Origin of the sequence: Pseudomonas graminis (assembly GCF_004364335.1) — a bacterium.
GTDB classification, from domain to species: domain Bacteria; phylum Pseudomonadota; class Gammaproteobacteria; order Pseudomonadales; family Pseudomonadaceae; genus Aquipseudomonas; species Aquipseudomonas graminis_D.
The window spans coordinates 44,555-68,679 of record NZ_SOCR01000014.1; the positions used below are offsets into that span (position 1 = coordinate 44,555).

A 24,125-nucleotide genomic window follows, 5' to 3' on the forward strand; every position below is an offset into this window, starting at 1 on the left:
TCCAGGTCCAGGGCCGTAGCCGCCCCGTCCGCCATCGTATGGGCCACCGTCGTAATAACGGTGTTCATGCCAGCCTCCGCCGTGGCGGCCCCAACCCGGTCCGAAAAAACACCCCGAAACCGACGACGCCAGGGCAATCACCAGTGCGATTTTCGCGATTCGGCTCACCATCATAAGCACTCTCTTCATCCGGGCATCTGTCACCCGTTACTTCAGACAGCAGGCCGACACATTCCGGCATATCCCCTCGGTAAAGGTTGGGTAAAGGTCAGCTGACACTGTCACGGCGGCGCCATGCCGCAGGCGTCTCGGCCGCCTGCCGTACCCCTGCGCGTCCAGCTACGCTACTATGTGCGCCTTTGCAGGCCCGCAACCCTGCGTTTTTTGAACCCACACGGAACACACCCCTGTGACTCTGGAACAGAACTACACCGCAATTTTCCGTGGGTTTTGCAGGGAAGATTGAAGTAGCGAAATCCAATAAACACGGGGTATTTCCTACCCTAGCGTACCCACCAAAACCATCAAAAACTCATGCAGTGGTACAAAAAATGGTACGGACTTCAGCTGTTCCGAGGCGTAGGTCGACAAATCTTTACCCGGATTTACTTCGCCAGTCCCTAACTCCTTGTGAATGCGGATGTCACATTGATCGCAGACTTGGCTCCCTACCCCTGTCTGCGGTGCATTGGTACGTCGCAGGTTTCTGAGGCTGTGAAAAGCCTCAACATCTACGCCCAGCTTGGTGATGAGCCGCATGAAAAAGGTATCGAAACGCTTCATACAATGGTCTGCGCGATCTCTTGTGGCGCAGTTGTGGCGGGAGCGACGGCTCAGGGGCATCCATCGCCAGCGCAAGTCCCTCATTGGGCATAAGCGCTCTTATTCAAATGCCAAAATCAGGCTGCCAGGCACCTTAAGCTTGGGCGGGAGCGAGCGCCGAGCGAACCTGATGGTGGCGATCCGCAAGCTGAAAGAGTCCGCTTACGACAAAAGAATTTCTATAATTACCATTGATTTCTCTAAGGTGAAGGAGCTGCACCCGTGTGGCACCCTTCTCTTCTTGGCTGAACTTGAGCGCCTGTTCGAATCCCCCGTTGTAGGCAAGAAGTTGGCAGCCACCTACCCTACGGACAGCGTTGTGGAGCAGATGCTTCAGCACATTGGCCTTCTCCAGCGTTTGGGATTGCCGCCAAGAATTGAGAACATCATCGCAGATAACGTCGTGTCATGGCTGCATGCCTCAGGAACCGAAGGCGAGCTCGACTCAATCGCGGACATTCTCCCAAAGGTCCTCACTGAGGGCAGCAACATGGAACTTCGAATCGCACTCCTGAGCGGAATGGCGGAGGCAGTGGCAAACTCGTCAGAACACGCCTATAAAAAGTCGACAGGTGGTGCAGACGAACGGAAGAAGTGGTGGCTTTTCGCTCGGCAGGTGGGAGATGAAGTAGCGGTAGCTATTTGCGACTTGGGATTAGGAATTCCTGGAACGCTGGAGAGCAACTGGAAGGAGGAGGTAGCAACTATCTTGAAAACTCGATCAGGTTTAAAGCGCCTTGATCACAAGATGATTCAGTTAGCCTTTACCGTTGGCAAGACAAGCACCGATCGCAGAAACAGAGGCAAAGGGCTCAAGGATATTCTCAAGGTAGTGCACGAACAGCAGGTCGGTAGTATTTTTATATACAGCAACAAAGGCATATATGTAATGGATAATGCCGATGCTACGAAGGTTTCACGCGATGAGAAGGTTAGCATCAACGGAACCATCATAATGTGGAAAATTCCAATTGAAGCCTTTGGGTTCGACGAGGCTGGGAGAAAATGAACGCCATGACTATTTATGTAGCTAAGGATTTCACTCGAATGCCTTGCGTTAGAAATCGCGAGGATGGCAAGAACTCTGGCGAGGAGTTTAGAGACGAAATACTCCTACCCGCACTCCGTACTAATGACCAAGTCGTCGTCGATCTTGACGGAGTCTTATCGCTGGGGTCTTCATTTCTCGAGGAAGCATTTGGAGGACTCGTAAGAAAAGGGTATTTTACCGCCAAGGAACTCGGCGCTAAGTTAGTTCTTAAATTTCAACTGGCCAGTTATGTAGAAGAAACTTGGGGATATATTAAGATTGCTCGAAAGGAATCCTGATGGATTGGTCTGAAATCGCTCGTTGGGCTGTACCTTCGCTGATCGTTGTGCTCGGCTGGTCTGTGGTGTCACGGGGCAACGATCGAAGGGAGACGAGGAAAGAGGTGAGGCAATTTTTGGATAGAACTATCGCCTCGGTTGAAAACATTCGGAAGAATGTTATTGACTGTCTTACTAAAGAAGTCTGTGACGACTCCAAGAAACTTGAGCTGAGTATTGATCCGGAATTGCTTAGGCTTGAAGCTGCGCTAGAGATACTTAAGCTTAAGGTCAATGATCATAAGCTCGACGGAAAGACCTTACGAACGGCCGTTTATAATAATGGTCATTACAGGGTCTTGAAACGAGAAAAGATGGATATGGATCACCGGGTGCTACAGGAAATTAATGTCGCAGCCGCAGATCTATGCTCATCGCTAGAGCAGGCATATCGAGAAACCTACCAGAAATCAAAATTCTGGCAGGTTTAATTAGATCGCCCGATCGAGTGAAGACATGAGCGCCGAGCGTGCCTCCGCGTACAAGCCTTTGCATGCGTCGGGCTATAGAACACGCTACAGCCTGCATCCATCGAGGCGCTTTATCTCATTGTGGAGCAGGCCGTCGAAGAACGCGCCGACGAGCTTGCGGCACGGGCGTAATTTTGCGCAGATCGTATAGCATTAGTCACGCTACGCATCAGAGTGGTCTATCGTGACTGCTGCAGCTTTCAAGTGCCTGCCAGGATTTTGTCTATGGCGAAACCAGGATCCCTTAGCGCAGATGTCCTAGCATCCTCGACAAACTCGTCAACAACAGGAGACTCCCCAGGAAATATTTTATTCATTCTGAATACATAGCTTTTTTTTATGAGACTGAACCCTTTTGGAAGCACTCGAGAAACTTCAGGACTGAGCTGATAAACCACCGCAAACCCTGCCACCATGAATATATAAGAAATACAGCGCTCATCACTGATAAGTTTAAAAGTTGTCAAGAACGACTTCGAATCAGTACCGTCAAAGTACCATCGACAAATACCTATCTGAAAGAATTCATCCAGATCATGCCCTCTGTATTTTGCATGACCTTCTAGAATTGCTTTTCTTAAAACATTTGATAACTCATCAGGGAAGTTGACAACGCTGAACTCATCTAGCGATGACTCTGAAGCGCGCCATATTATCGACAACCAAAACAGATAGAATCTATTGAAATCTAAGTTTGTTATTGTAATCCTCTTATCACTAGGAACTTTATCCTTAGCCCCTTTGAGCTTATTTATTTGACTAGTTTCATAAGAAAGATTTATATGCCTTTCGCATTCCTCACAGAGCAGTTCTTCGCGCCAATTGACATTATCCATCCTCGGCATTGAACTATCATTGATGCCCATAGTTATCAATTGGGAGTGTTCACCTTTCGCAATCCTCAACAGCCCCTTAGGTATAATGTGCGACTTAAGGAGCGTCCTCGGCTGTAGGCAGAGACGGCAACATGCCGACTTCCCAGGCTGACTATTGCTATGCACCATGTGCCACTCCGAATGATTTCACGAAGGGTAAATGGTAGCTCATGTGGTAGAGGGGGAAGCAAAGCCGAGGGAGCCGGAAGAAATCGATTTAGATTTTACGTATCCCGATTTGGGCGACCTTCACCTTCGAATCAAGCGCGATGCCAGCGGCCAGATACAAGCCCATCCGCCAACTGATCACCGTCTCGGTTAAGTCGAAGCTGTAGCGCTGCGTTTCAAGCGCCCCCTTCCAGTTTGCCGGCAGTGTGAAAGGCTCCTGATACTTGTCCATCGAGCGGTAGTACACGAGCGACGAGGCTCCGCCTACTGGCTTCGTGACGATCAGCTCAGCTTCCCATCCCAGAATGCCCCGGGTCGTTCCCACGATCTCGGGTGCAGCCACCATCTCGATGACGTCACCGACGACCAGGTTGCTCAGGGTCAGGTTCGCCGCTGGCTGGACGTAGATGTATCCACCGGCTGCCGCCATCGTGCCGCTGAGTTCGATGCACTGCGCCTCGCCGAACGCTGCGGGCTCCTTGTACCAGCGCGTCGCGACACCGGCCAGGCCAGAACCCGCGGCCTTGTGACTGTCCGCCAGCACCGAACCTGCCACCGGGTTAACGGCCGCATTGATGACGCCAGTGGTACCGGCCAGCAACGGGTTGGCATTGAGACAGCCGAAGGGACGAATCGCCGAGTAGAGATCGGCGGCGTCCGTGGGCAGCGGCACGCCGAAGAACTCGAAATTGGCATTGATGATCGGCACACAGCGGGACTGGATAAAGTCGGCGCCGATCAGGTTCGGGTGCAGGTCGTCCACGGTCATGGCCTGGGTGAAGCCATCCCAGATGTTCACGACCGGCACGAACTGTTTGACGTAGGTCAGCACCCAATCCTTATAGGCGATTGCGTCCGCCAGTGCCTGGCCGGTGAGCGCTTTCGTGCCGAACCGCGGCGTGCCGGTGCCGACAATCAGGTACTTCCCGGGCGTGTTCTGGAACGCCATGATGGCCTTCATCACGTTGGCCTTGCTGTCGGCGAGCGTCATGCCCGGCGTGGTGCTGTCGTTGGTGCGCGACAGCAGCATCCACAAATCGGCCGTCGCTGACGTCAGGCAGGACGGCAGCCGTGGCATGAACTGCCCAGAGTGGTCGCCGACCTTCCCCTGATTGTCCAGGTAGCTCGGGAACAGGCCGGTCTTCGCCGCGATCGCCCCAGCGTAGCCGTAGGCTTCGGTGCCGAACGCCTTGGTGTCAATCGTGTGGCAGTTTGCACTGAAGCTATCGCCCAGCAGGCCCAGACCGCGACGGATGCGGCGCCGGGTCGGCTGCGCCTCGGCGAGGAGGCTCATGCGAACACCTCGAATGCAGCGCCAGCAGATGGCACGAATCTAACCGTGGCCGGGGGGATGTTGAGTTGATAAGCCCCATCGTTCCAGAGCGTGTCGGCCGTCACCCAGCTGTCGCCCATTTTGATCTGAATCGCGACCGAACCGCCGTTTGCTTTTACGCCCAGCGTCACACGCATTGCGCGATCGTAGGTCTCTTCTTTTGTCGTGGTCTGCATGTCTCGCTCCTCAAGCCACGTCGCGGAAGAAAACGTGGTTGCCCAGCTTCAGCGTTCGCTTCGCCTTGGCCGCCCAGTCCGGCGCCTTCGGCATCATGGTGGCGTAGTAGTGAGTCGCCCCACCGGTGGGGTCCGGCACCTTGCCGTCGATCACCTGGTCAGCAGCAATCCGGCACTGCGCCAGCTCGCGGAACGGGATCTGGCGCGCGCCACTCAGGAACTGATAGTTCGGGTCGTTGCGGTTCCAGCAGCTGAACTGGTACGGCTTCTGGCACACGCCGGCATAGCCTTCGCCCCACCACGATTTATCCTTGCCATCGTCCACTCGGTTGCGGATCGTCCAAGCCACGGCCGCCATGCCGGTCAGGCCCTCGCCGCGCGCTTCGCCCCACAGCGTGCGCGCAAGCACATCGCGATCTTTCTCGGTAACGGTCATCACTTTTCTCCAGACAAAAAAATACCCGCTCGATGGCGGGTTGCGATAAAGCAGAGAACTGCTTAGGCCGGAGGAGCTGGCCAGTCGACAGTTGTGGGGTATCCGGGCTGTAGCTGAATTTTTGCCAGCGCCGAACGGTATCTTTTCCAGGCGATCAGAAGCGCCTCGCCGTCATCGTCCGCATCACCGGTATCGTGATCGTCCTGAAGCGGCTGAATGGAATCGTCGGCAATCTTCTTGCGCCTGCCTTGCTCAGCGGTCACCTCGCCCATCAGAGCGATAACCCGCTGCGTTTCCTTCATCTCTTTAGTGATGAGCTTGGACCAGTCGATGTTGCTCATTCTGGGAATGCCTCTGGGTTTGCGGGCGCCGCAAGCGGTTGTGGAAATGCAACTGGGCCGTCCGGCACGCCGACCAGATCGACCGGGAATGCCTGGGCCGGGCTGTAATTAGCCGGGTTTGGAAACAGCAGCGTGACTACCAAATCACCGGAGATCATTTCCACGTCGCCCGCGAACCATTCTGAATCGATCGCAGAGCGCGGTAAGGTGGCACCATCAGAAATCGCGGAGAAATCGAAGTCTTCGCCGTTGATATTCAGGACTTGCCCGGTTTTGACGACTTCCAGCAAGTCGTCTCGGCGCTGGGGGGAAAGCTTGATAATCATTAGAACCACCTGCCTATAGCGATTACATGGACGTACGGGGTACCGACAGTCGCTGATGGGTGTGAGTTGCCGACGGCAATTGTCGTGCTGCTCCCGCTACCAGCGCTGTCCTGGGCAGCGTTTAGGAACCCCCCATTGCCACCTACAGACCCAGCGGCAGGAACGCAGATGGGCTGGGCGGTGAACGGCGACGGAAAGGACCATGCCGCTGCCGCCGCGGACCCCGGCGGCAACGACGGGTAGGCGATCCCGTGCCGGCAGATCATCGTGCCGTTAAGGTATTTCGTGAAGGTCCCGTTGCCGTTTGTGCCTTCTTCGACGATTGCACCGGTAGGAATCCCGCCGGATTGCGAGACAGTGCCGACCGCGTTTCCTTCGTGGTAAAGGGTGCGAGCAACCGCCCCCATTGAGAAGCCGCCAACTTTCAGTTTGTTGTCGGTATCCAGCCCGAAGTGAATTGCATATGACGCATCCCTGATAAAAGTGATGACTGAGGAGGCGCCGGCGTTTGCGCCGTTAGAGATCCTTAATGCTGTTCTCCCATCTTTCCCGGATGAACTTATGTTCGCGATTCCTGGCGGCTCGCCAGAAGAGAAAAACGTACCTGCGGAATTATTGTTCACTCCTAAGCCAGCTGCGCCGAGTGCCGCCAACGCACCGGCAGCCGTCGTCATTCCGGTGCCGCCCTTCGTCACCGGCAAGGTGTCGTAGTTGCCGGTGGTACCCAGAGCTGCGAGCTTCGTGCCGAACTGGTTCACAAGGGCTCGCAATGCGTCGGCCGAGTCCTTGACGTAACCCTGCATCGGCGCCAGCGCGTAGGTGCCTGCGTTGGTTGTGGCGCCGAGGTAGTTCGGGGAAATCGCCATCGCTGTATCGCTGGCAATGTTGGTCACTTCGTACCAGCGCCCGTCCGGGCCGAGAAACGCATCCCCTACCCGGCTGTTGGCGATGAACGAAGTATTGTTGCCGGTGACGGCATTCGAATTTTGGGCGACGGAAACCGTCCCGGCTTTGTACCAGGGCATAAAGAGTCCTTGAATATTGATGCGGCCTGTAAGCGGCCCCGGGGGATTAAACAGGCCGCATTGGGCGAGCTGCGAAAGTAGTTCTGCCGTTTTTGTCGGTGCCTATCTCGGTGCCGGCCAGTGCACCCATATAGCCATTCAAAGTGCCGCGAACACCCGCATGAAAACCGCAGGGCGTTTCGCGACTGGTGTTGCCGTTGTAGTTTTTCCCGCCGAGCAATGTCGAGGCCAAGAAGTAGTCCTCGTAGGAGCCCGTCCATGCTGTTTGATAACCGGTCCAGTTAATCCCCGATACAGACCCGGCCCTGCCATCCTGAGTCCAACCCTCATTTGAAGGAACACCAGTCATGATCAGCAGGTTGTCAGAGCCCACAAAGATTTGTTCAGTAGCGGCGTTCCTGAGCCGGAGATCGTATTTGTTTGGGACGGATTTGGACGTGAAGGTCGCGACAAGCCAACGACCGCTGCAATCTGAGCTATTGAAAGGGGACATCAGCATCAGTTTGAAGGCAAAGCCGGTCCAGTTGCCTGCCCCACCCGCGTGCAGCAGTGTGTGATACATGCCCTGATTTGTGGGATTGAGGAAAATGAGTGGCGGTTCGATTGTCGTTATCGGTGCGGCGTACGTAATCACCGCGGTTGATATGGTAATTGAGGCATCGGAGGGCTTTCCAATCCTATAGTTGCCAGACCCGACAACGGACAGCACTCGGTTTTCGCTGGTCACTTGAACCAGGTTAGATCCGTTCCGGGATCTAAACCCATAAGACATACGTCACCTTATTGGTAGGTCAGAATAAAGACATTCAGCAGTACTCCCGCACCGCGCCTCACGCGAAGCTGCCCGGTCGACCAAAACACCGACGGCAGGGTCTGCTCTTCGTTCGTCTGATTCGCAAGCGTTACGCACACAAACGAGGTCGAGGTAATTTCCGGCATCGATATGAAGCTGGTGAAGTCGCTTGTGACCGGGGGGACCGTGACCTGTTTAGTCACTATCGACCGAATCGTCATGACGGACGTGTCCAGAGTCACGCCCCCCTGGGCATTGCGTGTCCTTGCGCCGTAATAAGCCATCAGCCGATTTTCCCGAACGCAGCGCGCTCTGTCCCGGCGCCGTCGTAGGCGAACATGCCGTTGTTGTTCAGCAGCAGCGACCCATCCGAGGTCTGACCACGAAGGGTCAGCGTTCCAGCCGGCACATTGATCTCCAGCAATGGGAGGCCCTGGCTGTCGACCGCCGCGGACTTCAAGGTCATCCCGAGAATCAGCTCCTTGATGAAGGCCGTACTGATGATTGCGGTGTTGATGAACACTTGCCCTCCCTGCACCACGAACGGCGCAATCATCGTGCCGCTCGCCTCGTCCAGAATCGCGAACCGCTGAGCGAAAGCGAGAATCTGGGACTCCTGCTGCTGGCCCTCGACACCTATGGCGAGTCCCGCCATGACCGTTCGCCCGCCGACCGTGGTGGATGTTTTTATGGTCGTGAGCGACGAAACCTTGCCGCCAAGTGCCGAGACCGCCCTAGTGGCTGTTTCGGCGCTGGCTGTAGCGCCATTGGCTGTCGCATTAAGCGTTGTGATCTGCTGAGCAGTGGCCTGCCTGTCAGTGGCCATCGTCGTTTCGACAATGCTTATCTTCGACTCATTTCCGCCAACCCGTGCATCCAGCAGGGTGACCCGCTGTGTCTGCGCAAAGTCTTGCTCCGTGCGGACCTTGACCTCTTGCGCGTAACTGGCGGTGCTGTCCCATCCTTTGAGTGCATCGGCGAGCTCACCTTCACCGCTGTCCTCCCGATAGGAAGCTTGAAGGGCCTGAAGCTGAGATGCTGTAGAGGTGGTCTTGCCGTCAATCGTTGTGATGTCAGTGGTGTTCTTCGTGACCTGCGCGGCCAAACCGTTCGCGGCTCGGATCGACTGGCCGCTGTTAACCCAATACGTCGGGTTAGGCGGCCCGTTCGAGCCGTCGGCTTTGGCCGGCACGTCGATGATCGCGGTCCATAGGTTGTCGCCAACCCTGACCGTGTTATCGCGCACGTAGGGATCAGTCGGCACGTAAGCCAGTGCATCGGTGATCGCACCAATCTCGCTTTTAAGCTCAGCAATGCGTTCATTGACCGAGCCGTCCCCATCCCCGGATATCTTGCCGATCTCGGAAAACAGCTGCTCGGACAGGGCGGACGCCTGGATTTTCCCCAAGAAATACTTTTCGTATTCGGCCTGGTCCCTGCTGACCTGGCCATTGACGCCGTTAACGGCTGGATGCCATGGGCCGACATTCCCGCTTCGATCCACGAGGCGCGCCCAGAAGAACAGGCTGGTCCCAACGTTCAGGTTGTGCATCTCGTGCGTGGCTTGCGGATAGGCGAAATCCGACAGTTTCGTGGCCGTCGCCAGATTGTTCGTGCCGTTGCTCCATATCTCGGTCCGCTGGGTGTCTTCTGCACCAGGTGGGAAAGTCCACTGAAGATGAATGCCATAGACCAGCGCCGAGGCTGTCAGTGAAGTCACTGCCGGCGGCAACCCCTCCTTGCCGTTGAGCTGGGTCAGTATCGAGTTTCGCCATACCGACGAGATGTCATAGGCACTGACTGCCCGAACGCGCGCCAGGTACGAGCCGGAATAGATGCCGACGATATCGACGCTGTTTGCGCCGGTGCGCTGCACCTTGATCCAATTGCCGTTGTCCTTTCGCCACTCGACGTCATAGCCCACCGCGCCATTTACCGCGGGCCAGGCGATCGTCATGGTGGTGACAGCGAGGCCCTGCGCGATCGCAGTGGTCGAGGCCAATGTCACGCTCGCCGGCGCCGGAACGACAGTGAGCGGAATCACACTGATCGGCCGTTCCTCGAGGCGCGCGCCGGTGTCGATGTAGGCGAACTTCCCTGGCTCGTATTGCAGCGCCGAGATCTCGTAGTCCCCTTCAGTAGTCCGTTTGGTGCTCAAAACACGGAACAGCGGAATGGCCAGATCATCTGCATCGAGCGCCCACTGGAGCTCGGGGCCTGGGGTTTGGCTGTACGCGGTAGTGACTGTGATCGCACGACCATTCACAGACTGCACCGTGCGCGCCTGCGCTTGGCCGCTGGGCAGGTTGATGATCAACCTGTCGCCAGCCTTGGCCATGGTGTCCCGGTCGAGCGTCACCACGCGGCCGGCGGCGGCAGAGATACGGCCGCCGACTTCGCGCCCGGCCAGCAGCGAGTCGGCCACCGGAATGATGTAGCCCGGCAGTGGTATCGCGCCTTCCATGCCGGTCTTGAACGTGATGGTTCGGTCCTGGCTGTTACTCATCACCACCCATTTCCCGCGGCGCTGAGCCTCCGACGCCCGGGTGCAGCCGATCGCGCTGATCTCGGTGGGTCTGTCGTCGAAACGTCGCTGCAACGCCAAGTCCGAATAGGCAGTCACGTCGGTGTCGTAGTTGTTGGCCGGGTTGTCGTAGCTGACGATTGCGCGCGTGTAGCGCGTCTTTGCCGAGGCGCTGCCGTAGTTCATTTCCCCGCCAATCACGTTGGCCCGGGTGAACACGTAGTCGAAGTCCTGCGCGCGGGGCATGTCCGCCTGCATCACGAGCTGGCCCTGCGCCCAGTAAGTCATGCCCCGATAAATCGCCGAGATGTCGCGTAGCAGCGTCCATGCATCCGCCTTGCCCTGGAGGTTCATGTCGCAGAGGAAGCGTGGTTCCTGCCCGCTGATGCCGTCCGACACCAGTTGATCGCAATACTGGGCGATCCGGTACAGCTCCCACTTGTCGACCATGTACGGCTTGATGCGCTTGCCAAGTCCGAAGCGGTCAACCGTGCAGATGCCGTAGGTGACCCACGCAGGGTTGTTGGTCCATGCCTGCTTAAAAGTCCCGTCCCAGACGCCGGTATAGGAGCGCGCGACCGGGTCGTAGTTGCTTGGGACCTGCCACTTGCGGCCCTTGCACTTGATGGTCACAGCCGGAATGTTGCTGAACTGCTCCGCGTCGAATTCGACGTACAGAAGCGCGGTGTTCGGGTAGCGGAGCTTCTCGTCGATCACCTCAGTCAGACCGGCGACAAGCATCGTGTCGGCGATCTTGTTGGTGTTCTGGTTCGCTGTCAGGCGGCGCACGCGGATCTGCCAGCCAGAAGTCGCCGGCGGCAAATCGATACGGCGGGAGCGCTCATACCGGGTCGTGGTCTTTCCGTCCACAGCCTCGGACAGCACCTGTACGTAGGCGCCGCCGTCGGTGGCCAGGTCAACGGCATACTCGATGCGGTACCCGCCGACATTGCCCTCATCATCCTGCCGCTGCAGCGCTGGCCAAGCGAGCCGAATACGCACGGCAGAAAGCTGGACGTTGGTGATCGAGCGAATCCACGGGCTGTCGCTGCGCAGCTCGACGTTGATGGTGGTTTCGTTCTCGACTGACGGGATACCGGGGATGTAATCCTGTTCAACGGAGCCGGAGCGCCACTCCCACTTCACATTCGGGAAATTGACGTTGCCGCTGGCGTCGTTTATCGGCGTGTTATCCAGGAAAATGTCGGCGGCCGTGGGCACGCCTTCAAACTCGCCCTCGCCCACCGCGATCAGGATCTTGGCCAAGTTGGTGGAACGCAGGCTGTCGGTTGCCTCCGTCGGCGCCTTCGGGCTGCTACTGCCGCCTTTGGCGCCCCAGATATCCACTTGCTCAGCTGCGCCCATGCTTTCCTCCAGGCATAAAAAAACCGCCAATCGGCGGTCAGGTCTTCCAGTTCAAATTCAGGTTTTGTCTTCAGCGAGAATCGATGCAGAGATAATCGCGCCACCCCACCGGCGTTCGCCGATGCAGATCGCGACAGGGTTGCCGCTGGCAGTCGTGTTCTTGGCACTGCCAAACGCGTATGACGGCAAGTTGTCGGGTGACGCACTTTGGCTCAGGCTCTTTGCTTGAGGGCTCAACAGTTGAATGACACCTCCAGCGGTCATCGCTATGCCGCCACTAAGCAAGGCAGATGAAGCACCGAGGGCGAAGGGTGTACTGCCAGGCACAAAAAATGAGGCCACAACCATCACGATGCCGACAACAGTCTGCAGCACGCCGGCGCGCTTGCTCCCGGATATGACCGGGACAATTCGTAGGTGTCTGGTGCCACCAAGGTCAAACTGCGATTCACCGACGTTCTGCTTATTCCGGAAAATGGCAAACCGCATTCCCAGTCGGTGCAATCGATCGACCTCGTCTTTGAAGCCGGGCAGGGAAACCTGAAGTGCTTTGAATACCTCCCATGACTTCCCAGTGTCGAGCAGCCTCGAATGTATCTTGCCGAGCTTCCTACCTAATGCCCCCCACAGCTCAATGGTCGTCATCGCGTCGTAGTGAATGGCTGTACTTCCCATATAAGCTCCAGACAAAAAAGCCGCCCGGAGGCGGCATGAGAGGCGCAACGCTCATCAGATACAGGATCGAACAGCGTCTGAAACCGCGCCCCGTCCAAGTTGTTGCCAAGCAATTCGTTGGAAATGTTTAACAATAGAACCATTTTGCGTCCGAGAAACTTCAAGCACTTCGTCAGTTTGCCCTACACCGGGATTCGCCAATATCAAGCGATAGCCAGTTTCTGTTTCGCTCATTGACGCGCCAGCATTGAGATCCTGCCATTTAGGAAGGACACACAATGCGTATTGTTTTGGGCTTTTTTGAGTGGATGCTGTGAACACCGGATTGGTATTTCTAAGATCGGATGGAGTAGTACATCCGGCCAACAGAGCAACGGCGAGCGCTGCAACTAAATTTCGCATGATGGTCCCTCATTGATAAAGGACTGAGCGTATCACCGGGAGTCGCGATGGCGAAGTATCAGCCGAGTGCGGTCGTGCCACGGGCCGCCGAAGATGATGATCTCGGACGGCCTCCCGTACATGTGGTGGAGCAGGAACGGGCCGGCGCCGTGCACCGCCGTCGCTTCGTCCGGCAGGCTTGGATCTGCGCCGAGGTAAATGCCAGCGTGGTTCGGGTGTTTCGTGCGCCCGACTTCCATGACAATCATGTCTCCCCGTTGCGGCGTGCCCACCCGCTCAAAGCCCGCCGACTCATAGGCCTGCTCGTACAGGCTCGGGCCATCGGCGTGCTCCCACCAACCGTCCTCCCGTTTGAAGACATCGAACTCCAGCCCCCATTCGCTCTTGTACCAATCAGCGCAGATCTGCCAGCAATCCCAGGCACCGTGCACAAAGGGACGGCCCAGCAGCGGCGTATTGCCGGTGGGAACGATCGTTCGCAGATCACCTTCTGGCCAGCTGAGGATGTGCCAGGGCAATTCTGTCGCCTCGCACATCGCCAGATCGCGTGGCGAAGGCCTGCTCGTGGCGTCAGGGTGCGAGTGGACGATGCCGATCACTTCGCCCAGGTCCTCGGCGGCGGCGTAATCCGCCGGCGAGATCCGAAACTCTTCATTGGGATCAGCCGCGGTGTTCGTGCACGGTATGTACTGCTGCTTGCGCCCGATGCTAATCAGCAGCCCGCAACACTCGCGAGGGTAATCGGCGGCGGCGTGCGCCTGAACCGCCTTGACAATATGTTTCAGCATGGTTAGCTCCTGGCGATCAGGGACACGGCAGGGAAGCCGCCAAATGGCAAGGGGTTGCCCTCACCGAAGCGAGGCACACAACCACGTCCCAGAGTCGCGTCGCACTCGTCCTTTTCTGGATCGTCGGTGAGGTTTCCATCCTTGTCCCGGTATGGGCCGGTGTAATTGCAGTTGGGGCCGCGGTACCCACCGGTCAGGCACCAGTGGCACAGCGTCGTCATCTGCCGCCCAATTGATTCGCCACCCACATCGCCCGGGCTCGCCAACTCCCACGACACGCTCGACCCGTTCTCCGATGTCTTTTGGTCTAGAAACCAGACCTCGATCGTCTCCTGCGAGGGATCCGCGTCAGGATTGCCGCCGGCGAAGTTCTCGGCATCCAGATACGTGCCCAGGGTGTGCCGCATCGTCAGCTTGAAATCCAGCAGATCCTCGAAGGCTAGGCACAACGCCGTGATCCTGCCGTTGACGTTGCCCACCGAGAGCGTCGGGCGTACTGCCGTGCCATCGCCCGTGGCCTCGATGCCGTCGATCTGCATCGGCCAGGCGCCGTATTCCTCCCCCTGCCACCAGATCGCCTTAGCAGGCAGCTGATCGGCATCGGCGCCAGCAGCGATCAACTCGGCGGCTGTATATGGGATGGAGTGACCGTGAAACCGCAACACATCCGCGCCGAAATCAGACCCATCCAATTCAAACAGCAGCACTTCACTACCAGGCTCGAGCACCTGGATATCTTTGATCAGTGGCATGTTTGTCCTATGGCTTGAATGACTGGGTGAACGTGGTTGTTAGGGTGTAAATGCCCGCGCCCTTGGGGCTCACTGCCGGCGCGGTGGCGCGCCAGAAACTTAGCTCGCCGAGAGGGGGCGTCCAGAAAAACGATTTGAAATTGCCGTGACGATCCAGAAAGGCTTTGATTTCCAGCGCTGTGGCTTTACCGACCACAAAGGTCAGGGACCAACTGTCAACGCGGTTGTTGATGCCATCCCCAACCACCTGCTCATATCCATCACCAAATTTTGATGACCGAGTTCGATACTCCGGAGCGCTGGCGGCATCAATCCCCGGACACCAGGTGAACGTCTCAACGGCCATTTATGACTCTCCAAATTGCCCCGCCAGGCCGAAGCTCTTCGGCGATTGCTTGCTGCGCGCCCCGCTTGGCGGTGTCCGCGTAAGCCTGGCCGACGGCCTGCATGTCCTGCGCGGAATTTCCACCACTGGACTCGGGCACAGCGATCGTTTGCTGAATGAGCACCTGCGTGGAAGATGCAGGACTCCCCCCGCCGATCGCCTTGACGCCTAAAGACCCATCGGATGTACGCGAGAGAGGCAGAATCGCTTCCGGCCCAGCCTCGCCCATGAGTCCGACATTTCCTCCTGCCATCCCGAAAGTGGTCGGTGAAGAAACGAGTCCATTCGTGAACGCGCCGCCCTTGGCGAACATCTGAATTCCGTTTGCCCAAGCGCCGCCCTTTGCCTGAGTGCTCGCCCAGTTAGAGAAAGCCGATCCGGTGTAATCAGCTTGGGTAGCGCCTGCGGTCCCCCCACCGCCGGCAAACAATCCGCCGACGGCAGAGACGCCGGCTGACAGCAGGCCGCTGGCCGCCTGACGGGCAGCGATGCGAGCCATGTCCGCCAGCACCGACTTGGCAAAGTCGGCGAACGAGAGCTTGCCCGTCAGCGCGAAGTTTGTGACTGCATCCTCCATAGAGCTGAAGGCACTGGTGAACAATGTCTGCGTCTGTCCGGAAATGTCCTGCGCACTGTCCAGATAGTTCGCGAGGGCCGCGGTTGCCCCGTTGACCCAATCCGCCTGGGCCGCATCCAGCCCCTTGTAATAGTCCTGCTGGATAGCTAGGCGCTTGGCGAGGGCGTCTTTGAGTTGCCCAGTTTGCTTGGTGAATTGTTCCTGGGTGATGTCGCCTGTGTTCAATTGCTTCTGCAGATCAGCCATCTGCTGGTTGTAATCCTCCTGGATGGCCAGATCCTGCTTCAGGCGATCGCGCGCTTTGTCACCCATGCCAACGGCCGCGATCTCTTGATCAAAGCCGGATTTGGCGGTCTGGTTGGCGGCGTTCAGCGTGGCCGCATAAGCGGCTGCCTTCGCCTCGTCCTCGTTGGCCTGCTTGAGCTGTTTCTTTGCATCCAGCTCGGACGCAAGCCCAAGCAACCGCTTCTGCTGCTGAGCATTGATGCCGACCAGCTTTCCAGATTCGACCTCGAACTGCAGTTTCGAAACCTCAGTGGCATTTTTTCTTGCATCCACCGAGGTGTTAATCAGTTCGATCTGTCGTTGCAGATCTGTCTCTGAATCCGAAAACGACTCTTGGATCTTCTTTGCAGCGGCAGCAGCATCAGATGCAGTCTTCTTCGCGGCCGCCGCAGCTGCTGCGATAGCTGCCGGGTCGACGCCCGAACCTTTGCCCGGAGTAATGGATACATTCGTCTTCGCCAGCTCGGCTGCGGCCTTCTTGGCGTTGGCGACATAGTCTTTGAACCTGTCACCGGCCAATGGGGTTTCAAGCTCTTTTGTTATCTCTCCGGCTGCTTCCCGAGCAATACCAAAACTCAGGTCACCGGACGCCGCCATTTGAGCGGCGTTTTCCTTGAACTTCTTCGAAGTGTCTCCGAAGGAAAGCTGTGAGAGGGCCATCTGGCCGCTGGAGTCGAGCTTCTGCAGGTATCCAGTTGCGGTTGAAAACGTTCCAATCAGGGTGTTCGAAATGATCTTGAAGACTCGAGCAACGCCGTCCCCTGCATTCACGACAAATGCAGTCGTTTCCACAAGCTTGTCGCCTAAGCCACCCACTACCCCTTTGAGCCCGCCGGCATCCTTCGCCGATGTGTTCAGATCCTTGGTGAACTGAGCCAGCACCGGGAGAAACTCGGCGGCAAGCATGGTCTTGGCGGAGGTCAGGTACTGCTCGAGTCCTTGAATTTCTATCCCGAACTGTTTGGCGGCCGCGATGGTTCCTTCGTCCATGACAACGCCCGCAGCTTCGGCTGCAGCGCCCAGCTCATCGAATGCCTTGCCTCCATTGCGCAGCAGTGGCACAAGTGCGGTGGAGTCGCTGGCAATGGCCTCCATGTAGAAGGTCATCTCCTGCTGGTTGACATTGGCCTTCTCGAGGCTTGTCACGTACAGCGCCAGCGCGTCCTTGCTGTTGAGCTTCTTGAAGCTATCGGCTGTCAGGCCAACCTTAGGCGCAATGTTGGTGAAAAAATCCTTGAGAGCTCCACCGCCCGTATTCGCGAAGTCCCCGAGCTTGTCGTTCGTGTCTTTGAAAATGTCGGCCAGCTTGTCCTGTTCGACGCCCACGCTCTGCGCGCCGGCGGCGTACTTCTGAAACTCAGTCGTGCCCAGCCCCGCCAGCGCGGCCTGGTTAGATATCTCCTTCGCCACGCTTGCAGAGTGAACAACGAGTGCAGTAAGCACCGCCGGGATTGAGCCCACAGCCGCGCCTACACCCTTTGCAAGGCTGTCGAACGACTTGGAAATTTCAGCCGTTCGCTTCTTCGCGTCCTGGCTCGCCTTGTCGAGCGGCCCGGTAAATGCCCCGATCTTTGCAATCAGATCCAGCGTGAGCGTGCCCAGTGAGTTACCGGCCATTCATCTTCTCCGAGAAATTCACACCCATGCCTCCATCGCTTCCTCAAGGCTGACCTCTCGTGCCCGCTCGTGCGGCAAGAAGTCAGCGAGCTTAAAGCCGCCGTCCTTGGATATCCGGTTCGCGTAGATGGTGGTCAGTAACGCCACGCTGCGCTCGACCCTGGCCCCCACGTTCAAAGAGCCACGTTCCCGCCGGTACTTTGCCCAGCGGTTGTATTCACGAAGGCTTAAGCGCTCTTGGGCTTCCGCGATCGTGCAACCGAACGTGACCGCGAGTTCGTGCCAGAGCTCTTCTCCGTCGGTAAGGGCGTCGTCTTTCCCAGGTTGTTCACCTCGAAAATAGCGGCGAGCAGCGCTACGGTGAGACGGCCGTCGAGGGCTCCCCGCTCGGGGTCAGCCGTCCCGGTGATATCCCCAACGGTGAAAACAGCATTGCCGTTCTCGTCGCAGACACTGGCGGCGATGCGGCCGGCCAGGCTGTCGTGCTTGCCGTTCAGCGCTGTCACATCGCTGACCGCCGCTTGATAGCCCAACGGGCGGATAAACACCGTCGCGATGAACTCGTCATCGCCCTGCGACCACTTGATTTCCTTTTCCACCGGCCGGCCCGTGAAGGCGCCGACCGATTTAAGGCTTTCCAGAGTGAGTTTCATGCTGTGGCCTTATGTGGTCTTGCGGATCCAGGCGGAACCGCCGGAACGCTGGATGGTTGCCGCGGTACTTACGACGGCATTCGCCGCGAAGTCGAATGGAAAGTCTGAGACGTAGCCGCGGAACGTGAACCAGGTGCGGGTTTCAGGGAGATCGAACCCATCACCCGAAACTGTCGGGGCTTCGGTTCCGTCAGACCAGCCCACCGCCCAATCAATGGTGGTGTCGCCGTTGGCTTCGGAGAGCTGGTGCAAACGGATGTGGCTAGGGTTGTTCGGGTCAGCGTTTACCGTCAGCGAAGCCTGCCCTGGTGTGCGCAGTCCTTTCTTGTAACTGCGCTCCTGGTCTTCCAGGCACGTGTCTTCAATCTGGTCAGCCGGAGCCCCGCCCGGGCTGAAGGCAGTGGCGCATTCGATGGCGAGCACGGTCTTTGGACCGGTACCGGACAACGGCGGCACCAGCGCGTAAATCTGGGTTCCTTGGGACAGAATCGACATGGTGATCTCCAAATGTCGGGCACAAAAAAACCCGCTCAGGGCGGGTCGGTTTCGGGTTATCCGTTATCGCTGGACGATCCAGTCGACGTCGAAGCTGTAGCGGTAGAGCATGCTCTCGGTGTCGCGGGTCTCGCCGTTGTAACTCGTGACGCGGGCGGCAAGCTCGATGGCGTACTCGATGGCCTGTCCAGCCGCTCGAGCGCCTGCGGCCGTCGTGGCGTAGACGTCAACCTGCAGGCCGTATGCCTCAACATCAGGTCGACCGGCCAAGTAGTTGTCAGGGCTGCCGTTAATCACCTGCCAAACGCAGTAAGTGCCAGCGGGCTTTTCTGGCGCCATGCCGAACAGGAAAAACCGTACAGGGCTTTCCCCGATCAGTGCCCTTACCGCCGGATCGGCAGTGGCCACCTGGAAAATGGGTGGGTATTTCATTTGCCCGCCTTTGCCGCGCGCCGGATCGCCCGGTCTATGGCCTTCTCGTATTCAGTGATGAACGTATCTGTGGCCAGACTGATGTTGTCCGCCAGCGCCTTACGCATGAAGGGATTAGCCGCCATCTTGGCGGTGCCGAACTCGAAGAACCGCCAGTGCGGCGTTGGTCCCGCCGCGCCCTCATCGGGATTGCCCTTTTTGGCGATTTTGGCACCATGAAGAACGCCGACGCGGAACCCTAGATCGCCCGATGCCTTGAACAGTCGGCCATTCCAGCGCAACGCGATGTTCTTTGCGATCGAGCGTCCTGTCGATGCATCGTCGAGCTTCTGTGCGCCCTCCTTGGCTTTGTCGGCCACTACCTGCGCAGCCTTGCGCAGCGCGGCTCGACCGCCTTTGCGCTTGACGTCGTACGACACAGCCTCCAGCTTGGCGACGAGTGAACCAATGCCGGTCAGGCTGAACTGCACCGTGTCAGCCATCAGTCACGCCCTCGCTGCATGCCAAGGTCAGATAATCAAGGCCGCTGTCGGCATCCGCCAGCACACCCTGAATGTCATAGATCTTTAGCCGGTACAGGATGCGCATGGCTGGTTCAACGCCAGCGCGGTACCGAATGATGATCCTGACGGCCACTCGGTTTTGCGGCGCGGCGGCAGCGACAAATTGCGTGACCGACACCGGCTCGACTGCCGCCGGTACCTTGGCCCAGGCATCGACCCAGCTGGTGACCATTTCCCCAGTGACCGGGTCCTGATCGTAATGCGGCCGCTGGATGGTAATGCGGTGCCGCAACCGCCCGGCGCGCATCAAACACCCATCCCGATGCGGTAAGGCATCAGCAGGGACTTCGAAGCAAGCGGCAGCTCGGCGACCGTCGATCCAGCGACTACCTCCTCGCGGTTCGCATACAGGTGGCCCAGCTTCAGCAAGCACGCAGCCCTGATGGCCGGATTCATAACGATCCCGTAGGCGTCCATGTCGATGTCTTCCACGGCTTCGATGTATGCACGCCAAGCCTGATCCAGCAGCCGACACCGATCCTCATCATGCTGAATAAGATCGGCGCCAGCCTTCGCCGCGTCGTATGACAATCTGCAAGCGCTCAGGCGCGCTGCTACGTTGGCTTTGGTCACGTCCAAGGTGGCCTGATCGAGGAAAAAGCGGCGCTGCATGAACTGCTTCGCCGCTTCCTCCGCCGCATCAAGCTGGGCCTGAATAAGCACCTGGTCATCTGGCTCTGCCAGGAGGTGATGCATCGCCAGCTCGATGTCGATCACGCTCATGTCAGTCGGCCTTTTTGTTGGGGTCCGGCTTTGGCTTTCCGCCCGACTTGTTCTCGGGCTTGGGCCCCTGCTTGTTCTGCGGATCGGGGGAGTTCTTCACGTCGTAATCCTCGATCAGGCCGCTCAGCAGCAGGTCGCGCGCCACGATCTCGTCGACGGTGATCTTCGAGCCTCGCCGCGCATATTTTTCTTCTGTATTCAGCCCATCAGTGTTGAAACCTTTGATGGCCGTTACGGTGATATCTGGCATCAGTGGTCACGCCCGGTTGCCCGGGCGCGCTCCTGTGAAGGCGATTTGGCTTACGCCGCGTCGAAGTCGCCGTGGACAAAGGATTCTGGACGGTAAACCGCCAGTGCCAGGCGCTCTTCGGCGCGGATGGTGACCATGTTGGTGCGGAAGTTGTCGCCGTCTTCGGTGGACACTTCGACAGCAGCTTCTTCACGATCGAAGACCTGGGCCGCGATGTTCATCGCGCCCACCAGGAACTCGCCTTCAGGAACGGCGTTGCTGTCCACCACCGGCAGTTTCCAGAGACGCTGGGCACCACCTTCCTGGACGTTGACCCAGATGTAGGAGCCGTTCGCATCCTTGGTCAGCTCGATGTCTGCCCAATCGACCGGGTTCAGCGCGATCGCGGATGCGCGGTATTCAGCAACGCGCACCTGCAGGATGGCGCGGCGCAGGGTGTCGATCTTCGTGTCGCCGGTCTTGCGCAGCGCGTTGTTGAACGCCGTGGCCTGCGGAATGAGGCCCAGAAGGTTGCCAGCAACACCGTTACCGGCAATCAGCTGGTCCTCTTCCTTGTACTTCAGGCCATAGATCGCACGGCCGTTGATGTAGCTTTGCAGCAGAGGGATATCCGACAGCACCTGCTTAGAAGCTCGGAACCAGTGTGCGATGGTCACGACGTTGGTGGTCTTCAGGGCGAACGACAGATCGGACTGCGCTTTCATGTCCCCTTCTTTCGCCTGAATCCCGGCCATGTTCTGGAAGCCGGTCTCCTGAACGAACTCGACAGAAGTCGAAGCGGTGCGCCCCGGCATGATCAGGTCGCGGATAACGAACTGACGTTCAGGCTCGGCGAAGACGCCAGGGACGCGGGCCGGCTGGATGCCAACGCCAACGCCGCCGGTGCCGGTGGTGGCACTGGTGATGTTGGTGACAGCCTTGCGACCAACGCGCGCGATACCGCGGCCACGGGTTTGGAGCGCCTTGAAGTCTTCCGAGTCCGACAACTCCTCGCCGGCGGACTTCAGATCAATCGGGTCGTTGGCAGAGAAGCGGCGGGCCAGCTTCTGTTCAACTTCCTGGAGGCGGTCTTGCAGGCCCAGGCCATCTTTGACCAAACCGTCCAGTACCGTTTTGGTATCGGTCAGGATGGTGCCGTGCTCTTTGATTTCTTGGCTGGCCTTCTCGGCGAAAGCCTTAATTTCCTTGTCGCGCTGATCCAGCAGATCGCTGACTGCTTTCAGCTGGACTTTGTCGTCAGCGTGTTCTTTACGCTCCATTTGACGACTTTCGGCGCGAGCCAGGTTGCTCATGGCGTTATGCATGGTGAATCCTCAAAACGATGGGAGAGACAGTGCCGGGCGCGACTTCAGCGCCTCGACGAGTTCAAGTTCAGCCAGATCGCCCGCGGACTCGCTCCGGAGCAGGTGCTGCAATCCACGGTTGGCAATCACCGCAGATTGAGTCTTCGAGAAGCCTGCCTCACGCAGGAGCAGCTCAAATTCGGGTAGTGAAGGCAAACCTCCGTGGGCCAGCTTTGACTTGATGGTGTCGGTGCGCGCCTCGTCGTTGGCCGGTACCGTCACAATGGAAATCTCGATCAGGTCCAGCTTGGTCAGGGTGCGAATACCGGTCTTTTCATCGCGAGTGGATGCGCGGACGTAGTAACCGATGGACAGGCCAGTGATGGATCGGGTCTTCATGCCTCGCTGTGCAATCCGCGCGTATGGCGCATCGCTGAGCCAGAGTTCGCCCGAACCAAAGAGACCGCGATCGTCTTCTTTCAGGCTTTCGATATCCCAGCTGCCGATAGGCTCGCCCGTTCTGTGCTGCCAGAGCACAGGAAAGGTCCGGCCTTTTGACTTGGCGTCTGCGATCGACTCGAGGAAGGCGCCCGGGGCAACCACCTCGTTGTAACTGTCCACGACTCCGAACACGGAACCGTAGCCAGAAAAAAGGCCGTCTTCGCCGACAGCCTTCACGTCATAGTCGAATGAGCGGTACTTGACCGCCTGCACCTGGTCTTTTCGTTTCATTCAGAATTACCTTTTGGCTTGTCGTTGAGCCAGTCGAGCAGGGCCGAGCGCGCCTGCTGGGCGTCGCCAGCGTCGCCGCCAAGCTGATCGATCGGGAGCATGTTGGATTGCACGGTGAGTACTCCCGCGTTGCCACCCATTGGCGGCATGTTCTCTTTCAGACGGCAGTCGTCCCGGGTGTAGATCCCGTTCTGGGTCATCGAGCTGTAGAACTGGGCACGCGCCGCACTATCTGCGCGAAGTAGCCCTTCGGGGTTGAATTTGGCGTAGAAGGTCCGGCGCTCCTCGGGACGCAGAAGGCGGCGATTGATGCTTTGCTCTATGCGCTTCATCCAGGGCAGCAGGGTGAACGTCAGGAAGCCGATCATCTGCTGCTCCATGCCGGTGCCCCAACTGGTGCTGTTGGAGGTGTGTCCGACCATCCATGGGGGAACGCGGAACCAGCGGCAGATCTCCTCGACGTTGAACGCACGGGTCTGCAGCATCTGCGCATCCTCCGGGGTCATCGCGATCTGCTGGTACTTCATTCCAGCTTCCAGGACCATCGTCTTCCCGGTGTTGGCCGCGCCGGCGAACTGCGCCGCCATGTCACCGCGAATGTCCTCGCGCTGATCCTTTTTGAGGATCTGGTCAGTCGACAGGACGCCGCCCAGCTTCATGCCGTTGGCGAACATCTTGCTGGCAGACTCATCTGCAGCCATTGCCGCGCCAAACACATTGCGACCCATTGAAAGCGGACTGAGTCCGCACATCGGGTCAGTACCGAAGCCGCGGATATGCATCATCTCCTCGTCCGTCAGCACCACTATCTTGCCGTTGTGGTCGGAGTAGCGATATTCGATGGTGCCGTCGTTCAGCCGCCGAGGCGGGGACATGTTCTGTGGCAACAGGAAATCAAGGCTGATCACCTGGCGCCCGCTCAGATGCGGCTGATTGAACCCATTGCCGTGCAAGAGCAGGCTGGCCACCACGCACTCCCAGAACTCGACCGGAGTCTGGTCCGCGTTTGGTTGAACGCTGATGACCCGGTGTACCGGATGCGACGTGGCGACGACTGGTGCCCCGTCGCGGGTTTCGTACAGCGCGATAGGCAACGTCGCCAGAGTTTCCGCGATTAAGCGCACGCATGCCCACACCGTGGAGAGTTGAAGGGCCGTCTGCTGGCTGACTGTCTTGCCAGACGACGAGTCCGTCCCATAAAAGCTGTTCCAGAAGCTCCCATCACTGAGCCCGATCCGGCGTCCCACCCAGCCTGCGAGGGATGACTTGATACCGCTGGGCTCTGCGGATTTGATGAGCGCCTGCCGTAGCACTGACGTTAATGGCTTACTCAAGGATCAGCCCCTTGCGGATAAAGCCAGCCGCTACAAGACATGCCGCGCCGCCAGCAATCAGCGACCAGCCGAGGCCGGCCAGCAAGAACACGCCGGCCACCAGCAGGCAAAGCGCGGCCACGGCCACCACGATGAAAAGTGTCAGGCCTTTGTCCAT

At 58.2% G+C, this 24,125-nt stretch carries 32 protein-coding genes; 3 read left to right on the top strand and 29 right to left on the bottom strand.

Features of this window, described 5'->3' with window-relative positions; genetic code table 11:
• Positions 1 to 498: 498 nt before the first annotated feature.
• Positions 499 to 783: a hypothetical protein gene (locus EC919_RS23140; RefSeq protein WP_133776638.1), complete on the bottom strand. Its 285-nt coding sequence runs from the start codon at positions 781 to 783 to the stop codon at positions 499 to 501.
• On the opposite strand from EC919_RS23140, the gene EC919_RS23145 reads away from it, so the two are divergent.
• The 3 genes from EC919_RS23145 to EC919_RS23155 are packed head-to-tail and all read left to right on the top strand — an operon-like array spanning position 758 to position 2,621.
• Positions 758 to 1,831: a hypothetical protein gene (locus EC919_RS23145; protein ID WP_133776639.1), complete on the top strand. Its 1,074-nt coding sequence runs from the start codon at positions 758 to 760 to the stop codon at positions 1,829 to 1,831. The two genes, EC919_RS23140 and EC919_RS23145, sit on opposite strands and share 26 nt — an antisense overlap.
• Positions 1,828 to 2,151: an STAS-like domain-containing protein gene (locus tag EC919_RS23150; protein WP_133776640.1), complete on the top strand. Its 324-nt coding sequence runs from the start codon at positions 1,828 to 1,830 to the stop codon at positions 2,149 to 2,151. Before EC919_RS23145 ends, EC919_RS23150 begins: the two co-directional genes overlap by 4 nt.
• Positions 2,151 to 2,621, top strand: coding sequence for a hypothetical protein (locus EC919_RS23155; RefSeq protein ID WP_133776641.1), 471 nt, complete (start codon positions 2,151 to 2,153; stop codon positions 2,619 to 2,621). The genes EC919_RS23150 and EC919_RS23155 overlap by 1 nt, the downstream gene beginning before the upstream one ends.
• 239 nt (positions 2,622 to 2,860) lie before the next feature.
• Here the strand turns inward: EC919_RS23155 and EC919_RS23160 are convergent, their stop codons facing one another.
• The 28 genes from EC919_RS23160 to EC919_RS27220 all read right to left on the bottom strand — a co-directional run bounded on the left by EC919_RS23160 (position 2,861) and on the right by EC919_RS27220 (position 24,125).
• Complete coding sequence (locus EC919_RS23160; RefSeq protein ID WP_133776642.1) at positions 2,861 to 3,526, bottom strand: hypothetical protein; 666 nt, start codon at positions 3,524 to 3,526, stop codon at positions 2,861 to 2,863.
• 226 nt (positions 3,527 to 3,752) lie between these two features.
• Positions 3,753 to 4,997: an SGNH/GDSL hydrolase family protein gene (locus tag EC919_RS23165; protein ID WP_133776643.1), complete on the bottom strand. Its 1,245-nt coding sequence runs from the start codon at positions 4,995 to 4,997 to the stop codon at positions 3,753 to 3,755.
• Positions 4,994 to 5,212, bottom strand: coding sequence for a hypothetical protein (locus EC919_RS23170; RefSeq protein ID WP_243842318.1), 219 nt, complete (start codon positions 5,210 to 5,212; stop codon positions 4,994 to 4,996). The genes EC919_RS23165 and EC919_RS23170 overlap by 4 nt, the downstream gene beginning before the upstream one ends.
• Positions 5,213 to 5,222: 10 nt before the next feature.
• The gene (locus EC919_RS23175; RefSeq protein ID WP_133776644.1) at positions 5,223 to 5,648 is read right to left on the bottom strand and encodes a cell wall hydrolase; all 426 of its coding nucleotides are present in this window, start codon (positions 5,646 to 5,648) and stop codon (positions 5,223 to 5,225) included.
• 62 nt (positions 5,649 to 5,710) lie between these two features.
• A complete protein-coding gene (locus tag EC919_RS23180) occupies positions 5,711 to 5,989 on the bottom strand; it encodes a tail fiber assembly protein (RefSeq protein ID WP_133776645.1) in 279 nt (92 codons plus the stop codon).
• Positions 5,986 to 6,315, bottom strand: coding sequence for a hypothetical protein (locus tag EC919_RS23185; protein ID WP_133776646.1), 330 nt, complete (start codon positions 6,313 to 6,315; stop codon positions 5,986 to 5,988). The genes EC919_RS23180 and EC919_RS23185 overlap by 4 nt, the downstream gene beginning before the upstream one ends.
• Positions 6,315 to 7,340, bottom strand: coding sequence for a phage tail protein (locus EC919_RS23190; protein WP_133776647.1), 1,026 nt, complete (start codon positions 7,338 to 7,340; stop codon positions 6,315 to 6,317). The genes EC919_RS23185 and EC919_RS23190 overlap by 1 nt, the downstream gene beginning before the upstream one ends.
• A gap of 46 nt (positions 7,341 to 7,386) precedes the next feature.
• Positions 7,387 to 8,067, bottom strand: coding sequence for a hypothetical protein (locus EC919_RS23195; protein ID WP_133776648.1), 681 nt, complete (start codon positions 8,065 to 8,067; stop codon positions 7,387 to 7,389).
• Positions 8,068 to 8,120: 53 nt separating this feature from the next.
• Positions 8,121 to 8,417, bottom strand: a complete 297-nt coding sequence (locus tag EC919_RS23200) for a hypothetical protein (protein WP_133776649.1) — start codon at positions 8,415 to 8,417, stop codon at positions 8,121 to 8,123.
• Positions 8,417 to 12,022 carry a TipJ family phage tail tip protein gene (gene gpJ, locus EC919_RS23205; protein WP_133776650.1) on the bottom strand — a complete coding sequence of 1,202 codons (3,606 nt, stop codon included), beginning with the start codon at positions 12,020 to 12,022 and terminating at the stop codon, positions 8,417 to 8,419. The genes EC919_RS23200 and gpJ overlap by 1 nt, the downstream gene beginning before the upstream one ends.
• A gap of 57 nt (positions 12,023 to 12,079) precedes the next feature.
• Positions 12,080 to 12,697 carry a tail assembly protein gene (locus tag EC919_RS23210; protein ID WP_133776651.1) on the bottom strand — a complete coding sequence of 206 codons (618 nt, stop codon included), beginning with the start codon at positions 12,695 to 12,697 and terminating at the stop codon, positions 12,080 to 12,082.
• Positions 12,698 to 12,751: 54 nt separating this feature from the next.
• A complete protein-coding gene (locus tag EC919_RS23215) occupies positions 12,752 to 13,099 on the bottom strand; it encodes a hypothetical protein (protein ID WP_133776652.1) in 348 nt (115 codons plus the stop codon).
• Positions 13,100 to 13,131: 32 nt separating this feature from the next.
• Positions 13,132 to 13,887, bottom strand: a complete 756-nt coding sequence (locus EC919_RS23220) for a C40 family peptidase (RefSeq protein ID WP_133776653.1) — start codon at positions 13,885 to 13,887, stop codon at positions 13,132 to 13,134.
• 2 nt (positions 13,888 to 13,889) lie between these two features.
• Entirely contained in the window at positions 13,890 to 14,639 is a 750-nt protein-coding gene (locus tag EC919_RS23225) for a phage minor tail protein L (protein ID WP_133776654.1), read from the bottom strand.
• A gap of 7 nt (positions 14,640 to 14,646) precedes the next feature.
• Positions 14,647 to 14,985: a phage tail protein gene (locus EC919_RS23230; protein WP_133776655.1), complete on the bottom strand. Its 339-nt coding sequence runs from the start codon at positions 14,983 to 14,985 to the stop codon at positions 14,647 to 14,649.
• The gene (locus EC919_RS23235; protein WP_133776656.1) at positions 14,975 to 17,503 is read right to left on the bottom strand and encodes a phage tail tape measure protein; all 2,529 of its coding nucleotides are present in this window, start codon (positions 17,501 to 17,503) and stop codon (positions 14,975 to 14,977) included. The genes EC919_RS23230 and EC919_RS23235 overlap by 11 nt, the downstream gene beginning before the upstream one ends.
• Before the next feature lie 18 nt (positions 17,504 to 17,521).
• Positions 17,522 to 17,755 carry a phage tail assembly protein T gene (locus tag EC919_RS27960; RefSeq protein ID WP_133776657.1) on the bottom strand — a complete coding sequence of 78 codons (234 nt, stop codon included), beginning with the start codon at positions 17,753 to 17,755 and terminating at the stop codon, positions 17,522 to 17,524.
• Positions 17,731 to 18,156: a phage tail assembly chaperone family protein, TAC gene (locus EC919_RS23245; RefSeq protein WP_133776658.1), complete on the bottom strand. Its 426-nt coding sequence runs from the start codon at positions 18,154 to 18,156 to the stop codon at positions 17,731 to 17,733. The genes EC919_RS27960 and EC919_RS23245 overlap by 25 nt, the downstream gene beginning before the upstream one ends.
• Positions 18,157 to 18,165: 9 nt before the next feature.
• Positions 18,166 to 18,651, bottom strand: a complete 486-nt coding sequence (locus EC919_RS23250; RefSeq protein WP_133776659.1) for a phage tail tube protein — start codon at positions 18,649 to 18,651, stop codon at positions 18,166 to 18,168.
• A gap of 63 nt (positions 18,652 to 18,714) precedes the next feature.
• Complete coding sequence (gp17, locus tag EC919_RS23255) at positions 18,715 to 19,083, bottom strand: tail completion protein gp17 (protein WP_133776660.1); 369 nt, start codon at positions 19,081 to 19,083, stop codon at positions 18,715 to 18,717.
• Positions 19,080 to 19,565: an HK97-gp10 family putative phage morphogenesis protein gene (locus tag EC919_RS23260; protein ID WP_133776661.1), complete on the bottom strand. Its 486-nt coding sequence runs from the start codon at positions 19,563 to 19,565 to the stop codon at positions 19,080 to 19,082. The genes gp17 and EC919_RS23260 overlap by 4 nt, the downstream gene beginning before the upstream one ends.
• On the bottom strand, positions 19,558 to 19,893 hold the full coding sequence (locus EC919_RS23265) for a phage head closure protein (RefSeq protein WP_133776662.1): 336 nt from the start codon (positions 19,891 to 19,893) through the stop codon (positions 19,558 to 19,560). The genes EC919_RS23260 and EC919_RS23265 overlap by 8 nt, the downstream gene beginning before the upstream one ends.
• A complete protein-coding gene (locus tag EC919_RS23270; RefSeq protein WP_133776663.1) occupies positions 19,893 to 20,369 on the bottom strand; it encodes a head-tail connector protein in 477 nt (158 codons plus the stop codon). Before EC919_RS23270 ends, EC919_RS23265 begins: the two co-directional genes overlap by 1 nt.
• A gap of 1 nt (position 20,370) precedes the next feature.
• On the bottom strand, positions 20,371 to 20,619 hold the full coding sequence (locus tag EC919_RS23275; protein WP_133776664.1) for a hypothetical protein: 249 nt from the start codon (positions 20,617 to 20,619) through the stop codon (positions 20,371 to 20,373).
• A 50-nt stretch (positions 20,620 to 20,669) separates the two neighbouring features.
• Positions 20,670 to 21,923, bottom strand: coding sequence for a phage major capsid protein (locus tag EC919_RS23280; protein WP_133776665.1), 1,254 nt, complete (start codon positions 21,921 to 21,923; stop codon positions 20,670 to 20,672).
• Between the two features lie 9 nt (positions 21,924 to 21,932).
• Complete coding sequence (locus EC919_RS23285; RefSeq protein WP_133776666.1) at positions 21,933 to 22,634, bottom strand: HK97 family phage prohead protease; 702 nt, start codon at positions 22,632 to 22,634, stop codon at positions 21,933 to 21,935.
• Positions 22,631 to 23,968, bottom strand: a complete 1,338-nt coding sequence (locus tag EC919_RS23290; RefSeq protein ID WP_133776667.1) for a phage portal protein — start codon at positions 23,966 to 23,968, stop codon at positions 22,631 to 22,633. The genes EC919_RS23285 and EC919_RS23290 overlap by 4 nt, the downstream gene beginning before the upstream one ends.
• Positions 23,961 to 24,125 (bottom strand): hypothetical protein, encoded by a 165-nt coding sequence (locus tag EC919_RS27220; RefSeq protein ID WP_166650616.1) that lies wholly within the window; start codon positions 24,123 to 24,125, stop codon positions 23,961 to 23,963. The genes EC919_RS23290 and EC919_RS27220 overlap by 8 nt, the downstream gene beginning before the upstream one ends.

Bases quoted from the DNA above. Each gene is read 5' to 3' on its own strand.
- EC919_RS23145 (WP_133776639.1), top strand. From the start codon at position 758: ATGAAAAAGGTATCGAAACGCTTCATACAATGGTCTGCGCGATCTCTT.
- EC919_RS23140 (WP_133776638.1), bottom strand. From the start codon at position 783: ATGAAGCGTTTCGATACCTTTTTCATGCGGCTCATCACCAAGCTGGGC.
- EC919_RS23150 (WP_133776640.1), top strand. From the start codon at position 1,828: ATGAACGCCATGACTATTTATGTAGCTAAGGATTTCACTCGAATGCCT.
- EC919_RS23155 (WP_133776641.1), top strand. From the start codon at position 2,151: ATGGATTGGTCTGAAATCGCTCGTTGGGCTGTACCTTCGCTGATCGTT.
- EC919_RS23160 (WP_133776642.1), bottom strand. From the start codon at position 3,526: ATGGGCATCAATGATAGTTCAATGCCGAGGATGGATAATGTCAATTGG.
- EC919_RS23165 (WP_133776643.1), bottom strand. From the start codon at position 4,997: ATGAGCCTCCTCGCCGAGGCGCAGCCGACCCGGCGCCGCATCCGTCGC.
- EC919_RS23170 (WP_243842318.1), bottom strand. From the start codon at position 5,212: ATGCAGACCACGACAAAAGAAGAGACCTACGATCGCGCAATGCGTGTG.
- EC919_RS23175 (WP_133776644.1), bottom strand. From the start codon at position 5,648: ATGACCGTTACCGAGAAAGATCGCGATGTGCTTGCGCGCACGCTGTGG.
- EC919_RS23180 (WP_133776645.1), bottom strand. From the start codon at position 5,989: ATGAGCAACATCGACTGGTCCAAGCTCATCACTAAAGAGATGAAGGAA.
- EC919_RS23185 (WP_133776646.1), bottom strand. From the start codon at position 6,315: ATGATTATCAAGCTTTCCCCCCAGCGCCGAGACGACTTGCTGGAAGTC.
- EC919_RS23190 (WP_133776647.1), bottom strand. From the start codon at position 7,340: ATGCCCTGGTACAAAGCCGGGACGGTTTCCGTCGCCCAAAATTCGAAT.
- EC919_RS23200 (WP_133776649.1), bottom strand. From the start codon at position 8,417: ATGGCTTATTACGGCGCAAGGACACGCAATGCCCAGGGGGGCGTGACT.
- gpJ (WP_133776650.1), bottom strand. From the start codon at position 12,022: ATGGGCGCAGCTGAGCAAGTGGATATCTGGGGCGCCAAAGGCGGCAGT.
- EC919_RS23210 (WP_133776651.1), bottom strand. From the start codon at position 12,697: ATGGGAAGTACAGCCATTCACTACGACGCGATGACGACCATTGAGCTG.
- EC919_RS23215 (WP_133776652.1), bottom strand. From the start codon at position 13,099: ATGCGAAATTTAGTTGCAGCGCTCGCCGTTGCTCTGTTGGCCGGATGT.
- EC919_RS23220 (WP_133776653.1), bottom strand. From the start codon at position 13,887: ATGCTGAAACATATTGTCAAGGCGGTTCAGGCGCACGCCGCCGCCGAT.
- EC919_RS23225 (WP_133776654.1), bottom strand. From the start codon at position 14,639: ATGCCACTGATCAAAGATATCCAGGTGCTCGAGCCTGGTAGTGAAGTG.
- EC919_RS23230 (WP_133776655.1), bottom strand. From the start codon at position 14,985: ATGGCCGTTGAGACGTTCACCTGGTGTCCGGGGATTGATGCCGCCAGC.
- EC919_RS23235 (WP_133776656.1), bottom strand. From the start codon at position 17,503: ATGGCCGGTAACTCACTGGGCACGCTCACGCTGGATCTGATTGCAAAG.
- EC919_RS23245 (WP_133776658.1), bottom strand. From the start codon at position 18,156: ATGAAACTCACTCTGGAAAGCCTTAAATCGGTCGGCGCCTTCACGGGC.
- EC919_RS23250 (WP_133776659.1), bottom strand. From the start codon at position 18,651: ATGTCGATTCTGTCCCAAGGAACCCAGATTTACGCGCTGGTGCCGCCG.
- gp17 (WP_133776660.1), bottom strand. From the start codon at position 19,083: ATGAAATACCCACCCATTTTCCAGGTGGCCACTGCCGATCCGGCGGTA.
- EC919_RS23260 (WP_133776661.1), bottom strand. From the start codon at position 19,565: ATGGCTGACACGGTGCAGTTCAGCCTGACCGGCATTGGTTCACTCGTC.
- EC919_RS23265 (WP_133776662.1), bottom strand. From the start codon at position 19,893: ATGCGCGCCGGGCGGTTGCGGCACCGCATTACCATCCAGCGGCCGCAT.
- EC919_RS23270 (WP_133776663.1), bottom strand. From the start codon at position 20,369: ATGAGCGTGATCGACATCGAGCTGGCGATGCATCACCTCCTGGCAGAG.
- EC919_RS23275 (WP_133776664.1), bottom strand. From the start codon at position 20,619: ATGCCAGATATCACCGTAACGGCCATCAAAGGTTTCAACACTGATGGG.
- EC919_RS23280 (WP_133776665.1), bottom strand. From the start codon at position 21,923: ATGCATAACGCCATGAGCAACCTGGCTCGCGCCGAAAGTCGTCAAATG.
- EC919_RS23285 (WP_133776666.1), bottom strand. From the start codon at position 22,634: ATGAAACGAAAAGACCAGGTGCAGGCGGTCAAGTACCGCTCATTCGAC.
- EC919_RS27220 (WP_166650616.1), bottom strand. From the start codon at position 24,125: ATGGACAAAGGCCTGACACTTTTCATCGTGGTGGCCGTGGCCGCGCTT.